Here is a 14,985-nt window from a genome sequence, read left to right as displayed (position 1 = left end):
GGCCGGCGTGCATGGTCTTACGCTGGGACTGGCAGTTGACCTCGGGCCGGATGGTATACGTTGCAACACGGTTTGCCCCGGCTGGATCGATACCGAGCTGAATCGTGCCTACGTCGAGATGCACCCGGACCGAAGCTTGATCGAGCGGGAATTGGGACAACTTCACCCGGTAGGAAGAATTGGCGCTCCAAAGGAGATAGCCAATGCGGTCCTTTGGTTGGCCAGTGAGGAGTCCAGCTTCGTTAGCGGTGAAATGATCTCCGTCGACGGCGCGCGAACCAAAAAGATATCCCTGCCCGCCATCTTGGACGAGGAATATCGGGCCAAGCTGACGAAGCCGCAGCTATAGTAGTGCGTTGGCGACTCGAACGGGTTGCAACAAGGGCTCTCGCTCGCCAGGATCATCCTGGCCCTCCCTTGAGCCACGCGATGGTGTTGACCTTCGCTCTCTTGCGGGCGCGCAGCTCGCTCCGCATCGGCTGAGGCGTGGAACAGACACACTTCAGCCGAACCGCCATCCTCAATGAGAGCCAAGACCAAGCCAAAGCCGCTGTTCCTCGGGATCGACACCGGCGGCACCTACACCGATGCCGTGCTGTGGTCTGAAACCGAAGGCCCGCAGCACGGGCCGAACAAGGGCAAGGTGTTGGCCAAGGCCAAGGCGCTGACCACCAGGCACGATCTCGCCGTCGGCATATCCGGAGCGGTCGACGCTGTGCTGCAGAAGGTCCGCACCGATCCAGCCGATATAAAACTGGTGTCGATGTCGACGACGCTGGCCACCAATGCGCTGGTCGAGGGCCAGGGCGGCCGGGTTGCGCTGGTCATGATCGGCTTTTCCGAGGCCGATCTTGCCCGCGACGGGCTCAAGGCGGCGCTTGGCACCGATCCGGTCGTGTTCTGCCCCGGTGGCCACGATGTGCACGGCAACACCGCTGGGCTCGACCTGTCCGGTCTCGAAGCGGCTTTGCCAGAACTCGGCGCGTCAGTATCGGGTTTTGCCGTCTGCGCCTATTTCGCCACCCGCAATCCAGCGCATGAGACCGCCGCCTGCAAGCTGATCCGCGAGAGGACCGGCTTGCCGGTCACCGCCAGCTATGAGCTTTCGGCCAGGCTTGGCGGTCCGCGCCGGGCGCTGACGACGCTGCTCAACGCCAGGCTGATCGCGATGATCGACCGGCTGGTGGCGGCGACCGAAGGCTTTCTCAAGCGGCGCAAAATCGCAGCACCCCTGATGGTGGTGCGTGGCGACGGCGCGCTGGTTTCGGCGGCGTTTGCCCGCCAGCGGCCGATCGAGACGATTCTGTCCGGCCCCGCCGCCAGTTTGGTTGGCGCCCGCCACATGACCGGGCTCGACTACGCCGTGGTGTCCGACATCGGCGGCACCACCACCGACGTCGCCGTGCTCGACAAGGGCCGGCCGCGGCTCGACCTGGAAGGCGCCACCGTCGGCACCTTCCGCACCATGGTCGAGGCCGTCGCCATGCGCACTTTCGGCCTTGGCGGCGATTCGGAAGTGACGCTGGAGGACGGCGCGCTCATCCCGAATATTTTGCTCGGGCCGCGCCGGCTCGTGCCGCTGGCGCTAGCGGGCATGGCGCATGGCGAAGCGGTGACCGTCGAACTGGAACGTCAGCTGCGCGCGCCCAATCCCGGCCGTATGGACGGCCGCTTCGCGGTGCGCACCGGCGTGCCGGACAGGCTTGCCGCCGGCCTCACCGCTCCCGAAGCGCGGCTCTACGAGGCAATCGGTGCCGTGGCCGTCGCTCTCGACAAACTGCTCACCTCGAATTCCCAGAATGCGACGCTCGACCGGCTGGTGTCGCGCGGGCTGGTGCATGTCGCCGGGTTCACGCCGTCAGACGCCGCCCATGTGATGGGCAAGCAGGCGAACTGGGATCCAGTGACCGCCCGGCTCGGCGCCGAACTGTTTGCCCGCAAGCGTGACAGGCGCGGCCAGCCCATAGCCCCTTCGCCGGAAGCACTGTCGAAACGGGTGCTGGTAACCCTGACGCGTTGGTCGGCCGAATATATCTTGGAGACTGCCTTTGCCGAAGACGGGCTCGACGGCGCGGCGACGGTGGCCCACGCGCTGGTGCAGCGTGCCGTCGACGCCCATCCCGGCATCGCCCGCCTGAGCGTCGCGCTCGACCGGCCGGTCATCGGTCTAGGCGCCTCGGCGCCGCTGCACTATGCCGGCCTAGCCGAACTGGTCGGTAATGACTGCGTGGTGCCGGAGGATACCGACGTCGCCAATGCGCTCGGAGCCGTTGTCGGCCAGGTGCGGGTATCCGCCGAAGCACAGGTCAGCCAACCCAAGGAAGGGCTGTTCCGGCTTGCCTCTGGCGGAAAGGTTCGCGATTTCCTCGATGAGGCTGCGGCGATCGCGGCGGCCGAGGCCGATGTCCGCGCCATCGTTGCAGAGCGCGCCAGAGATGCAGGCACCGACAGCGCCGAGATCGACGTCACCACCGAATGCCGCGTTTCCACGGTCGAAAGCCAGCGCATGTTCATCGAGGCACATGTGGTGGCGGTGGCCTCGGGAAGGCCTAGGATAGCGGTCTAGGCATTAGGAGGCCTCACGAACGTCTCCGCGCAACGCGCCCGAAACTGTTCGGTATGTCGTTGCACACACTCGTCGGGTGGACCGCGGGAGGGCTGGCCCTTCTTGGTCTCGGCTGGGCACGTCCAATAAACGCTAGACGAACTGGATCGCAGCCATCCTGCGGTTTCGTGTTGTCTAGCCGAGGCCGGGTCCGACCCATGCCGGCGTCGTTGCACGACACTGCTGCGGCGAGAGGCCGTTGAAAGTTCTGAAGCACTTTGCGAAGTGTGAAGGCGACAAAAATCCGCAGGCCATTGCGATATCGATAATGGGCATGCTTGTGCCTTCAATCAGGCGCTTGGCATGAGCGACACGGATCCGGAGGTAGTGGCGTACCGGCGGCATGTGCACGTGTGCAGCAAACAAGCGTTCCAATTGGCGCCGCGACAGGCCAGCCCGTTGCGCAACTTCTGTCATCGTCAGCGGGTATTCAATATTCTCTTCCATGAGCCTCATAGCCATCAGCAACTTATCGCTTACACCCGCAAAAGCCAGACCCGACGGCCCGGTCTGACGGTTGGAACCTGAGCGCTGACCGTCGACGGTCGCGTAGCGGCAAACCTCCTGTGCGGTAAACCCGCCGACATGGCTGGCGATCAGATCGACCGCCAAGTCGAAGGCTGCCAGTTCCCCCGCGCATGTCGAAAACTGCCCATCCTTGACGAAGAGAGCATCGCGAATCTGCGGCTGGCTGAATACTTCCGTGAAGGCGGCCAGCCGCGACCAGTGAATCGTGCAGCGTGTGCCTGCCAGCAGACCGGTCTGCGCGAGCAGCCATGTCGCTGTTCCAACCGCGGATATTGGAACCCGGCGGCGTGCGATCGTGCGCAAGAAATTATTGAATTGTGGCGTCAGTCGCCGGCCCACCGGCTCGCCCGCGAAAACTGCGAGATGATGTGGCCCCCGTCCGCCTAAACAAGAGTTCAGTTCGTCAATCGTTACATCAACAGCGATCGAGAGGCCGCTCGCCCCCTTGACGGATTGGGCGTCGGATCCCGCGATCCGCCACCGGAACAGGGTCAGCTTGGATACCGTATTGGCGATCCGGAAAGGTTCGATGAAGGCGTGAAGCGCCAGGTGCGAGAATCCCGGCAATACCAGAACCACCAGCTCAATTGGTCGGCCGCCCTTTACCAGATCCTCAGGCGTGGATAATGACTTCATGGCATTCATATTGGGAGGTGCGTTCATTAGGATTCCTCCATACCTTTCGCAATTGGCTGACCGAGCTGTTGTCGAACCCGGAAAAGCCTGGGGCGATTTCGGCTATTGCTGGGCGCGCGTTCGAGGGTAGGTTCATGCGCCCTGCGAGCTTTAGTAGGCGATCTAGCCGAGGGTGCTGCCAGTTCTCGTCCTCGATGCTCGCTGTGTGGACGCCACTCATCCAAACAGCCACTGGTGTTATCCTGCGCCTAAAGTACAGCGTCACCGATCACGAGTTCCCGACGTTTCATGAAGTCAAGGAGCTCTTCGTCGATTGCTTCGTCGATCGGCGGTGCTTCATATTCCTTCAGGGCCCGCACAGCTGCATCGCGTCCCCGCGTGTTGGCATCCTTAGCGCCGGCGAAGGACCATTGCTCAAAGCTGTCGTGGTTCATCAAGTCAGGTACGAAAAAGGCCTGCTCGAAATTCTTCAGGGTATGTTCGGTACCAAGATAATGACTGCCTGGCTCACTTTGTCGGATCGCATCGAGCGTTTCATCCATCTCGCGCATAACTATGCCTTGCCCAAGCTTATAGAACATCACCATCTGCTCAGCATCGAGCATGAACTTGCTATAGCTCTGGGTCAAAGCTGCTTCGAGATAACCGGTGGACGAAAGCACAAAGTTCGCACCGGCGATAAGTGCGCCGTACATATTGCGGGCGGCCTCATAGCCTGCCTGGGCATCGACGAGCTTTGAACTTGTGTTGCTGCCACTGCAGCGCCAAGGCAGCTTGTAGTGTCTGGCCAGTTGACCCACCAACATATTCATGTGGCAGATCTCGGGTGTTCCTGCCATTGGCGCGCCGCTTTTCATTGAAACGGTCGCCAACCACTGCCCATAAATGCAAGGCGCTCCCGGCCGGATCAGCTGCGCAAAGGCAACGCCAGCAAGTGCTTCGGCATTAAGCTGCGCGACTGCAGCTACAGTGCTGGCCGGGGTGCTGGCGCCACCAAGGACAAACGGCGCGAAGATCATGGCCTGGTTGTTTGCGGAGTAGACCTTGACCGCATCGAGCATGGTCGCGTCCCAAACGAGTGGCGAATTGCAGTTGGCAAGCGACACCATCACAGTGTTGTTGTTAACGAACTCGTCCCCGAAGACAATCTTGGCCATAGCGACCGTGTCTTCTGCCCTCTCACGCGAGGTCACAGCTCCCATAAATGGCTTGTCGGAGTACCGTATCAAACTGTAGTTCATGTGCAGGTGGCGCTTCGGGACGGCAATATCCATCGGCTCGCAAAGAACTCCACCCGTCATATGCATTGCGGGGGCTTGGTAGGCGAGTTTCGCAAAATTGACGAAATCCTCAATTGTCGCGTTCCGTCGCTTGCCCTCAAGGTCAAGTACATTCGGTGAACCGTACGCTGGGGTAAAGATGGTCTTTCGACCGCCGAGAGTGACGGTCCTGGCGGGATTCCGAGCGTGAACCGTGATGGTTTCTGGGGCCTTTGCCACAAGTTCCAGCAGCTGGTTTCTGTCGATCCTAACGCGCTGACCGGTCACGTCGGCACCGGCTGCCCGCCACATTTCGACGGCCTCGTCATCTCGGAATTCGATGCCTATCTCTTCAAGTATTTGCATCGAAATGTTGTGAAGCCTAAGCAAATCATCCGGGCTCAGCAAATCCATATAAGGCAGACCCCGCTCCAGCGACGGCAAGTAAGTTACCGTCCTGTCAGAACGTAGCTTTTGCCGAGCGTCTCGGCCTCCAGATCTTGCGGACATTTTTATAATCCCTGATTTGAGGCGAGAATATAGGGCATAACAAATGCGGGAACTAACAATAAAAAGGAATGTAACTTATGAACTGAGGTTATGACCGCCAGCCTAAAGCCAGTTCTGAATGCCGAGCAAAACGAGTATGCGTGACAATGCCGAGGTCGACCCAGCGCGCCGTTGACGCACAATAGCGACCTGTTTTCATGTCGATTTGACAAGCCGCTTCTTAGGGACAACACGCACGCCGACCTTTTGCAGTCCCAGACCCAAAGTCACAATATCGGGCACCGTTTGGTAGGCAGGGGCAGGGACTGTTTAATAGACGGCCTTGGCACCGTGGACTTCGAGTGCGGTCCCCGCGATGAAGCGAGCGGCGTCAGAGCTCAGGAAGTACACCGCATCAGCAATATCCTCCGGGTCGCCAAGTCGGCCAAGCGGATTTGACTTGCTGAGCTCGGCAACCGCTGTGTCGGGATCGAAACCGCGATGGATAAAGCCTGAGCGAAGCATGGGTGTATCTATCTCGCCGGGGCAGACGGCATTGATCCTTATCCCATCCCCTGCGTGATCACGGCCGAGACACCTCGAAAACGTTGCCACGGCTGCTTTGCTCGCGCAGTAAGCTGCGTGGGTCGGCCCTGGATAAATGCCCCAGGTCGAGGAGATATTCACGATCGAACCGCCACCATGGTCCTTCATGAAGGCCACGGCCCGTCTGCAGGTGTAAAATATCGATTTCAGATTGATATCGAAGGTTCTGTCCCAGTCCTCGTCGCTTGTTTCGAGGATTGTACCGCGCGTGATGACGCCCGCATTGTTAACGAGGGCGTCCAGCCGACCGGTAAGGCTGATAGCGGTATCGATGAGATCCTCGCAATACGCCTTGCTTCTCAGGTCGCCAGGCTTGGCCAAAGCATTTTGCCCACTTCGGTTGAGCTCGTCAGTCGTGTCAATCAACCGCTTCGCGTTGGCGTCACCGGCGATTACAAAATATCCGTTAGCCACGAACCTTTTGCAGATTGCTTGGCCCATTCCGCCAGCAGCTCCAGTTACCACCACGGTTTTCTTTTCAGGGTTCTTCATTGTTCAACAACCAATTTCGGGGATTCGTGGCTCACAATTCTTTTAGCCGTCAGCTCAGCATCGAGCACGAACTTATATAGCAGAAACACTCGTCCACGACTAACAACAAATAGTAACGTACTTATGATTTCGGTCTATTCTAAACGGTTTTAGCCTAGCTAAATCCTGTCATGTACACCGCGCAAAAGTAAGGATGCGGTCACGATGCCCACATCAACTCCGCCTGCATCGACAACCACTAACGGCAAATTCCCATGTCGATGAGACAGGTCGAGCATTTCTTTGATCGGAGTATCAAGACTGAGCCGTGGGGCATCCGCCAAGGCCATGCCGTCACCGACACTCGCAAATTCGGTAAGCGGCAACATCACGGACTCGGCTTTCAGAAGCTTCAACCGGCTGCTTCCTTGGACAAATCTTTCAACATACGGGTCTTTGGGATTTCCGAGAATGTCATCCGCGGAGCCGATCTGAAGCATCTTCCCGTCTTTCATGACACCGATTTGGTGTCCCAACCGGACTGCTTCATCCAGATCGTGAGTGATGAAAAGCGTGGTTTTACCCAACTTCGTCGAAAGCGCTTTGAACTCGTCCTGTAGGTCGCGTCGTATGAGCGGATCCAGCGCCGAAAATGGCTCATCCATCAACAAAATCGCAGGATCAGCCGCCAAGGCTCGGGCAAGCCCTACTCTCTGCTTCATTCCGCCAGAGAGCTCATCAGGATAACGATCTCCCCAGCCCGCCAGTTGCACCAACTCCAGCTTTTCCTCCGCAATCTCACAGCGTTGTCGGACGCTTGCCTTTCGTAGCTCCAGACTCAGAGCCACATTGTCGCGGACCGTTCGGTGAGGCAGGAGCGCCACATTCTGGAAAACCATCCCCATTGTCCGGGCACGGAGTTCTCGCATCTCATTTTCGGACTTCCGATTGATATCCTCGCCGCCAACAATGATCTGGCCAGCGCTGGGTTTGATCAAACGATTCACATGTCGGACCAGCGTTGACTTTCCGCTCCCGGACAGTCCCATGACACAGAAGATCTCACCGGCCTCTACCTTAAAGGAGACACCGGCGACGGCGGCTACGCACCCATGTTTCTCCAAGAGTGCGGCCTTCGAAAGATCATCGCGCTGGATACTCGCAAGGTCGAACTTCGAGTTCGTCCCGAAGACCTTCCAAACATCCTTGAATTCAATGGCATGCGCTTCCAAAGATAAGCTCCACGGTTGAGAGGTGTCGCCCGGCAGCGTAAAGCTTACCGGGCGAGCATGCTTTCCGCAGTCCAGCGTTACTTACCTGCCTGTTTTGCTTGAGCTATCCAAGTATTCCACTGGTCGAGGTGGGCCTTCTTCCAGGCCTCAGCATGACCGTGGATGTCCTCGTTGGACTTCTCACCTTTGTGAATAAGAAGATTCTCGTCGTCGATATCCTGAATTGGGACCTCGACGAGCTCGAACCATTTATTTGCGACGGGGTTTTTCTCGAGGAAGGGTGTGTTGGCAATCACGTGATGATTGTTCACGGAAAATCCCAGGTTTCCAATGCCTGGAACCGTCGTGTTCGCGCCAGCCTGTTCGTCGGGCAACGCCGTGAACGGAACCGTCAGCCAGACAACCTCTTTTCCATGGCGCAAAACCCCTTGTAGCCAGTTGGGTGTCCAGCTGTAATACAAAGTTGGACTGCCGGACTGAATCCGCTGGATGACGTCAGGAAGCAGAGCAAAATACTCACCCTGCTTGTGCGTGACGGCATCCCGAAGGCCGTATGCATCAAGGTTATGTTCTATGATACGTTCGCATCCCCAGCCCGGATCACAGCCATACAGGTCTGCTTTACCGTCCCCATCCACATCGAACAGCTTGGCAATCTTCGGGTCCTTCAACTGATCGATCGTCTTTATGCCGTACTTGTCGGCTGTGGCCTTGTCTATGGAGTACCCCTGGATCGAGTTCTTTACGAGCGTCCCGACGCGACGAAGCTTGGCATCACCGCCAGCCTTCTCGGCAAACGCAATATGTAAGGGGTACCAGTGCGGCGTATAATAATCCGCATCACCGTTCCCTACCGCTATATGGGCAAGTGGAACCTGGGTTGCGGAGGGTTCGTCAACTGTATAGCCCAGATCCTCGAGGCCTAGCTTAACGACGTAGGCTTCGAATAATTCTTCCGCCTGGCCAAGATATAGTGGCCTAACGGTCACGCCTTTCCCCGGGAGGTCCTCCGCAGCCGCGTATCCAGGAGACAGGGCCAAAGTGCCAAGCACTGTAACAGCGGCGGCAAGCCCCCGAAAATGCCCATTTATTCTAAACCGATAGCTCATAGTCGCTCCCATTCTTTGTTAGCTAGAAGTCCGTTGCCGGCCACTTTCCAATCCTCCACGCCGCGCCGGAGAGGCATGGAAGGTCTTAACGATACCGGTGAATAGCGCAGCTGGACCCCGCTTGTGCCAGGCAATGTGGGCGAAGCGTTTGCGCGTAGAAAACGCGGATTGGGTCAGGCGATCTAGAATGATTGCGAGAATGACAATGCCGATTCCACCCGTTGCAGCCAGCCCGATGTCGAGGCGACCGATGCCGCGCAAAACCATTTGGCCGAGTCCCCCAACGGCTATCATGGAGGCAACAACAACCATTGATAGTGACATCATCAACGTCTGGTTGATGCCTGCCACTATGCTCGGAAGAGCCAGCGGCAGCTGAGCCTTGAACAGGATCTGACTGTTGGTCGCTCCAAAGGCACGCATAGCCTCGACGACTTCTTCAGAAACCTGCTGAATGCCTAGTGTTGTCAGCCTGATAACCGGCGGAAGTGCAAAAACGATCGTCACAATCACGCCAGGCACGTTGCCGATACCAAACAACATGACCACGGGAACAAGATAGACGAATGATGGAATCGTCTGCATTGTGTCGAGGATTGGCCGGCAAATGGCAGCCGCCCTGTCACTTCGAGCGGCAATTACCCCCACCGGAATGCCAACAACCGTGCAGAAAAGAACTGCGGTGAAAACGAGAGACAGTGTCGTCATCGTTTCACCCCAAATGCCAAGAAAGCCGATAATCAGCAGAAGACCAGCGACTTGAACTGCCAGTCGCCACCCGGCGATCTGCCACGCTACCAATCCGAAGCATAAAATTATAACGACCGGCGGGATGCCATTCAGCGCGAGATCAAATGCCCTCAGAAGCTGGTCAATTGGCCACTTCAAGCTCTGAAACAATGGGCGGTATTCTTGTACAATCCACCCCAACCCAACATCAACCCACTCACCAAACGGTAAGTGCCAGGTTTTGAAAGGATCTAGAACGTCTTCGGGCTTCACTAGACTTCCTTTCAGTCAGGACCTATGTGAGCGATAACTACGGAGCGCTGATGCGAGCCCGACTGTGTGTCATAGGTCAGCTGCCGTCGCATACATCACCTGGTTACGGAATTAGACTCTCCGTCTGACGGGGCCTTCAGTACGGCTTGAGAGGCTGTCGCGTCGGATTGGTCCAGAAACGCTAGCGGCGGGGCGGCTGCAAAACAACCGTACAAAAAGTCATGTACCGCAGGACTAAATGTTATCAGACGGATGTCAGGTCTGGATGGCCAGCTGATATCTCGCTGGGTGCAACTGGTGCTGCCTTGATGTTTTCCGCAGCCGACGCTGGCGGGACCGGATTAAGGTCTGCGACCTGTGCGATCAGCCAATTGCGGAAGATCTGGACGTCGTCTCGCTCAATTGCGGTATCCGGAATGACCAAATGATGTTTTCGGCCGGTCAGATAGCTTTCACTCAGAGGCCTTATCAAGGTGCCTTCATTGAGGTAATCGCTTACCAAATGACGGAAGCCCAGCCCGATGCCGTAGCCCTTGATCACTGACTGGATCATCGTTGGATAACTAGTGAACGTGATGGCGCGTTTGAAGTCGGACGAAACGCCGAACTGTCCAAGCCAGTGGGCCCAATTGAAGGGTGACCAAGGGTAGGCGGACCAATGCTGATCGTCCATATCCAAGAGGACCTCGTTTACCAGGTCCTCCGGAGTGAGAATACGCGGGGAGTGTGTCTGATATGATTTACTGCAAACCGGGAAGACTTCCTCGCCGAAGAGCTCGGTGGCTGTGAACCCCGGGCGCGCCAGATACCCCATTACCACGGACACATCAAAACCGTCCGTCGCCGGCGCCGGGCTGCGTTCGAGGGAGACCAAGTGCAGGTCGACCTCTGGGTTGTTCGCAACGAAATCTCCAATCCGATGGCTCATAAACAGCGTTGCGAACGACATCGGCATGCCGACCGTCAACCGTCGGGCTTTCTGCCCTCTCTTCACACTGTCAAAAGCCGCTGCAATATGCGCCAGGCTGAGGGTCGCAGCTTCAAATAACTCCTCGCCGGCGGGAGATAATGACACCTTCTGGTTGCCGCGGTTGAAAAGCTGGGTGTCGAGGTGGTCTTCCAGCGTCAAGATATGGCGGCTCACTGCCGCCTGAGTGACCGAAAGCTCATTGGCAGCCTTGGTAAAACTCAAATGCCGTGCCGCAGCTTCAAATGCGCGCAGCGCACTCAACGGAAGCCGTCGATAATTTGACATGAGTTACCATTACTCCAGCCCTGAGAAGAAGTAAAACCCGTGTGCGCACCCGAAGCATGTGTTCGAACGCGCCCTGTACTTCGGAAAAATCGGCTTCGTAAACGACCAGGGCCAAAGCGCAAGTGAGCGGCGCGGCAGGCTATTCGTCATCGCCCATCACCATAGCCTATCAAAATAGCTTGTCTACAATATGTCTCTTCGAGGGGGCGACCCTGCGACTCTTGCTAGTCTAATCCTCATCTCGGCCGTTACAACTGGGTTGTCAGGACCCGATGCTAACACCCTGGCACCCGTCGCAAGGCGTAATCGCCGTAATGTGCGTCGCGGACGTGGACGGGAAGACGGCCGTCCATCACCGAGTTATTCAACCGCGTCGGCGCCCAGTGAGTACGTATCCTGCAAAGCTCCACGTTCGACACTTGGCGAAGTCAACTCCGAACGCCTCCAGACAGAGGGTGATTGACCGTAAGCCCTTCGGAAGACCCTTGCAAAGTGAGAGGCGTTCTCGAAACCGGACCCAATAGCAACCTCTATCAAAGGGGTGTCGCTTTTCCTGAGAAGTTGCTTTGCGCGCTCCAGCCGCACCCGGCGGTAGACAAACCCAGGAGAGCTGTTCACCTCCTTGAAAAACAGGCGTTCGAGTTGTCGCCGGGAAATGCCCAATGCTGCGGCCAGCCTGGAAACCGACAGTGTGTTCTCGATGTTCTGCTCCATCAGGATCAGCGCAGCGCGGAGCCTCGGGTCGTGCGTCTCTATCGTCAACGGCCGACGCGGTTGCACCCACTCTGCGTTCCGAACTTTGTCGATCTGCAGCACTTCGAGCGCGTTCCGCTCGGCCGCGTTTCCAATGTGCCGTCGCACCAATTCTGCCGCCAGATCGGCAGTGCTGCTGCCGCCCGCGCATGATCCCCGCGTGGCATCCAAGTTATAGATTCTGTCCGCCCGAACCTGTAAATCAGGAAATCGCTCCCGGAAGCCGACGTAGTGAAGCCAGCTGACGCAGGTCTCGTGCGCGGCCATAAGACCTGCCTCAGCCAAAATGAACGTTCCGGTGCAGATTCCGATCAATCGCGCTCCTTTGGACGCAGCATCCCGAAGGTACCTCAGGGTTTCGTTGTCGACCGCCTGACCGTCGGTCAATCGTCCCCCAACGACGACAATGTAGTCAAACTCCATTGGGTCGAGGAATAACGACGTCGGCGAGACCTGGACGCCGCAGCTCGACGTGACGAGATGCCGGGTGTTCGACAGCACCTCCCAGTCCGCGTTGATCCGACCTGACCTGTCGGATTCATCGCTGGCAAGTCTAAGCGTGTCGATAAACATGGCGAAGGCGGTCAACGTGAAGGAGCGGGCCAGGATGAACCCGACCTTGAGCCGAACGGATCTTGCCTGTCTGCGCCGTGGTGATGAATGAAACACCGTTCTTGCCTCCACCCGTTGGAACACCCTGCGAGCTGCCGTCCCCTTAGACTAGTCGCCGCAGGGTGGCAATTTCGTTTATCTATCTTGACTCATGCTGTTTGTCTACAATATGTCTTTCTTTGAAATTAAGGAGCCGCTATGATCCTGAATGATCCCGCTGCCTCGACGGACCGAAAGGGCATTCTTGCTGAAACACTGGTGCATCGTATCTTGACAATGCAGCTCGAGCCGGGGGCGGTTCTCGACGAAGTCGCTCTCAGTGAGGAATTCGGCCTGTCCCGCCCGCCGGTCCGCGAACTCATGAGACAGATGGCGGGCGAGGGCTATGTCGACCTTGAAGCCAATCGCGCTGCGCGCGTGTCCATCATGTCCTATCAGACGCTTAGGGATTTCCTGATCGTCGCTCCGATGATCTACGTCGGAACGACGAAGCTTGCGGCTCTCAACCATAACGCTCGGGACCTCGAAGTCCTCAAGCAGACTCAGCAGAAGTTCCGGCAGGCCATTGCCGACGGCCACGTCGAGAACAGGGTGATCTTCAATCACCAGTTCCATCTGAACATCGGGAAGATGGCGCGCAACCAGTATCTCCTTCCCAGTCTCAAGAAGCTTCTCATTGACCACGCCCGGATCGGGAAGATCTTTTACCGCCAAAACGGCGATCGGCGGATCCAGAAGGGCCAGGAAACCGCTGCTCGGCAACACGATCAGATGATCGAGGCCATCGAAGCCCATGATGCAGAGCGGGCGGGCGACGTGGTGCGCGCCCATCTCGAAGTCTTCCGAAGCGATGTGGCGCTCTACGCCGTGCCCAGCGGCATGCAAGGCGAACTCGAAGGATAATCAGTCGGTGTCAGTAGGACACGAGGGAGAACAGAAATGCTCAATAAAGTCGACTACAAGACGCAGGCGACTGCGCTCAAACTGCCCAGCAAGATGATCGTGGACGGGGTCCAGGTGGCAGCCCTGTCGGGCAAAACCTTTGCAACCCTCAATCCGGCGACGGGCGAGGTTTTGGCGGAGCTTCCGGCGGCTTCGGCAGCCGATGTCGACCGGGCCGTCGCGGCTGCCCGGCTGGCGTTTGAGGACGGCCGGTGGTCGAAGCTTGCCCCGGCGAATAGGAAAAAGGTGCTTCTCAAGCTGGCGTCCGTCATCGAGGAAAACGCACTCGAGCTGGCGCTGATGGAGAGCTTGGACAGCGGCAAAACCATCAGCGACTGCATCAACATTGACGTGCCCGAGGCTATCAACAGCCTCAAGTGGCATGCCGAAGCCGTCGACAAGATATACGATCAGGTTTCACCTGCGAACGACGCTTCTCTCGGCCTCATCGTGCGCGAGCCGATCGGCGTCGTCGGCCTCGTCCTTCCGTGGAACTTCCCTCTTCTCATGCTCGCGTGGAAGATTGGCCCTGCTCTTGCCGCGGGGTGCACGATCGTCGTCAAGCCCGCTGAAGAGACTTCGCTCACCACATTGCGGGTCGCAGAGCTCGCCCTCGATGCCGGGCTGCCAGCTGGCGTATTCAATGTGCTGACCGGTGACGGTCCCGAGGTTGGCGAGCCGATCGGCCGCCATCCCGACGTCGACGCAGTTTCGTTCACGGGCTCCACCGACACCGGCCGCCGCTTCCTGAAGTACTCCTCGGAAAGCAATTTGAAGGAAGTGGTTCTTGAAATGGGTGGCAAGAACCCTTGCATCGTGATGGACGATGTTCCCGATCTTGACGCCGTGGCCTCCCACATTGGCAACGGCGCGTTCTGGAACATGGGGCAGAACTGCTCGGCCATCTCGCGAGTTTTCGTCCACAAGGAGGTGAAGGACCGCCTCCTCGAAAAGCTGACGGAAGTGGCTAAAACCTGGACCGTGGGCGACCCGCTTGATCCAGAGACCCGCATCGGTCCGCTGATCTCTGCCACGCATTTCGAGAAGGTTAGCGCCTATCTGGGAGGTGATGGCAAGGTGGTGGCAGGCGGAAAGGTCTTCAACGGGACCACGATCGAGCCCACGATCATCGAATTCGACCATCACGACAGCAAGCACGTGCGGGAGGAGATTTTCGGGCCGATTGTTTCTGTCATTGGGGTGAACTCCCTCGCGGAAGCGGTCTCGCTGGCCAACGAGACCGAATATGGCCTTGCGGCCTCCGTTTTCACCGCCGACGGCACACGGGCGCTTCGGGCCGCACGGGCGATCCGGGCGGGGACCGTCACTGTGAACTGCTACGGGGAGGGGGACGCCGCCACGCCGTTTGGCGGTTACAAGCAATCGGGCTTCGGCGGCCGGGACAAGGCTTTCCACGCGCATGATCAATATTGCCAGACTAAAACGCTTTGGATCGACCTGAGCAGCTCAAACGAGGGTTTCTGAA

General features: G+C 58.0%; 12 protein-coding genes. 4 read left to right on the top strand and 8 right to left on the bottom strand.

The features are described from left to right. Both CIT26_RS29490 and CIT26_RS29485 read left to right on the top strand, forming a co-directional pair. A partial coding sequence (locus CIT26_RS29490) for an SDR family NAD(P)-dependent oxidoreductase (protein WP_143747938.1) occupies window positions 1–349 on the top strand: 349 nt, incomplete at its 5' end. Window positions 350–523: 174 nt separating this feature from the next. Further along, the gene (locus CIT26_RS29485) at window positions 524–2,566 is read left to right on the top strand and encodes a hydantoinase/oxoprolinase family protein (RefSeq protein ID WP_095495835.1); all 2,043 of its coding nucleotides are present in this window, start codon (window positions 524–526) and stop codon (window positions 2,564–2,566) included. 174 nt (window positions 2,567–2,740) lie between these two features. On the opposite strand, the gene CIT26_RS29480 is transcribed toward CIT26_RS29485, so the two are convergent. The 8 genes from CIT26_RS29480 to CIT26_RS29445 all read right to left on the bottom strand — a co-directional run bounded on the left by CIT26_RS29480 (window position 2,741) and on the right by CIT26_RS29445 (window position 12,518). Next, on the bottom strand, window positions 2,741–3,796 hold the full coding sequence (locus tag CIT26_RS29480; RefSeq protein ID WP_095495834.1) for a GlxA family transcriptional regulator: 1,056 nt from the start codon (window positions 3,794–3,796) through the stop codon (window positions 2,741–2,743). Between the two features lie 221 nt (window positions 3,797–4,017). Next, window positions 4,018–5,538, bottom strand: coding sequence for a trimethylamine methyltransferase family protein (locus tag CIT26_RS29475; protein ID WP_095495833.1), 1,521 nt, complete (start codon window positions 5,536–5,538; stop codon window positions 4,018–4,020). 309 nt (window positions 5,539–5,847) lie between these two features. Then, window positions 5,848–6,615, bottom strand: coding sequence for an SDR family NAD(P)-dependent oxidoreductase (locus CIT26_RS29470; protein ID WP_095495832.1), 768 nt, complete (start codon window positions 6,613–6,615; stop codon window positions 5,848–5,850). A 158-nt stretch (window positions 6,616–6,773) separates the two neighbouring features. Continuing rightward, the gene (locus CIT26_RS29465) at window positions 6,774–7,826 is read right to left on the bottom strand and encodes a quaternary amine ABC transporter ATP-binding protein (protein WP_095495831.1); all 1,053 of its coding nucleotides are present in this window, start codon (window positions 7,824–7,826) and stop codon (window positions 6,774–6,776) included. A gap of 77 nt (window positions 7,827–7,903) precedes the next feature. Then, the gene (gene proX, locus CIT26_RS29460; protein ID WP_095495837.1) at window positions 7,904–8,935 is read right to left on the bottom strand and encodes a glycine betaine/L-proline ABC transporter substrate-binding protein ProX; all 1,032 of its coding nucleotides are present in this window, start codon (window positions 8,933–8,935) and stop codon (window positions 7,904–7,906) included. A gap of 18 nt (window positions 8,936–8,953) precedes the next feature. Beyond that, window positions 8,954–9,937: an ABC transporter permease gene (locus CIT26_RS29455; protein WP_095495830.1), complete on the bottom strand. Its 984-nt coding sequence runs from the start codon at window positions 9,935–9,937 to the stop codon at window positions 8,954–8,956. Window positions 9,938–10,181: 244 nt separating this feature from the next. Next, window positions 10,182–11,192 (bottom strand): LysR substrate-binding domain-containing protein, encoded by a 1,011-nt coding sequence (locus CIT26_RS29450; protein ID WP_245319604.1) that lies wholly within the window; start codon window positions 11,190–11,192, stop codon window positions 10,182–10,184. Window positions 11,193–11,552: 360 nt separating this feature from the next. Continuing rightward, the gene (locus CIT26_RS29445; protein ID WP_095495836.1) at window positions 11,553–12,518 is read right to left on the bottom strand and encodes a GlxA family transcriptional regulator; all 966 of its coding nucleotides are present in this window, start codon (window positions 12,516–12,518) and stop codon (window positions 11,553–11,555) included. 237 nt (window positions 12,519–12,755) lie between these two features. On the opposite strand from CIT26_RS29445, the gene CIT26_RS29440 reads away from it, so the two are divergent. Both CIT26_RS29440 and CIT26_RS29435 read left to right on the top strand, forming a co-directional pair. Further along, window positions 12,756–13,460, top strand: a complete 705-nt coding sequence (locus tag CIT26_RS29440) for a GntR family transcriptional regulator (protein ID WP_095495829.1) — start codon at window positions 12,756–12,758, stop codon at window positions 13,458–13,460. 36 nt (window positions 13,461–13,496) lie between these two features. After that, window positions 13,497–14,984, top strand: coding sequence for an aldehyde dehydrogenase (locus CIT26_RS29435; protein ID WP_095495828.1), 1,488 nt, complete (start codon window positions 13,497–13,499; stop codon window positions 14,982–14,984). The last annotated feature ends 1 nt before the right edge of the window (window position 14,985 follow it).

Source organism: Mesorhizobium temperatum, from assembly GCF_002284575.1.
Lineage (GTDB): Bacteria > Pseudomonadota > Alphaproteobacteria > Rhizobiales > Rhizobiaceae > Mesorhizobium > Mesorhizobium temperatum.
The sequence above is the reverse complement of the archived record's forward strand: the minus strand, read 5'-3'. Positions and strand labels throughout refer to the sequence as shown.

Bases quoted from the DNA above. Each gene is read 5' to 3' on its own strand.
- CIT26_RS29485 (WP_095495835.1), top strand. From the start codon at position 524: ATGAGAGCCAAGACCAAGCCAAAGCCGCTGTTCCTCGGGATCGACACC.
- CIT26_RS29480 (WP_095495834.1), bottom strand. From the start codon at position 3,796: ATGAACGCACCTCCCAATATGAATGCCATGAAGTCATTATCCACGCCT.
- CIT26_RS29475 (WP_095495833.1), bottom strand. From the start codon at position 5,538: ATGTCCGCAAGATCTGGAGGCCGAGACGCTCGGCAAAAGCTACGTTCT.
- CIT26_RS29470 (WP_095495832.1), bottom strand. From the start codon at position 6,615: ATGAAGAACCCTGAAAAGAAAACCGTGGTGGTAACTGGAGCTGCTGGC.
- proX (WP_095495837.1), bottom strand. From the start codon at position 8,935: ATGAGCTATCGGTTTAGAATAAATGGGCATTTTCGGGGGCTTGCCGCC.
- CIT26_RS29450 (WP_245319604.1), bottom strand. From the start codon at position 11,192: ATGTCAAATTATCGACGGCTTCCGTTGAGTGCGCTGCGCGCATTTGAA.
- CIT26_RS29445 (WP_095495836.1), bottom strand. From the start codon at position 12,518: ATGTTTATCGACACGCTTAGACTTGCCAGCGATGAATCCGACAGGTCA.
- CIT26_RS29440 (WP_095495829.1), top strand. From the start codon at position 12,756: ATGATCCTGAATGATCCCGCTGCCTCGACGGACCGAAAGGGCATTCTT.
- CIT26_RS29435 (WP_095495828.1), top strand. From the start codon at position 13,497: ATGCTCAATAAAGTCGACTACAAGACGCAGGCGACTGCGCTCAAACTG.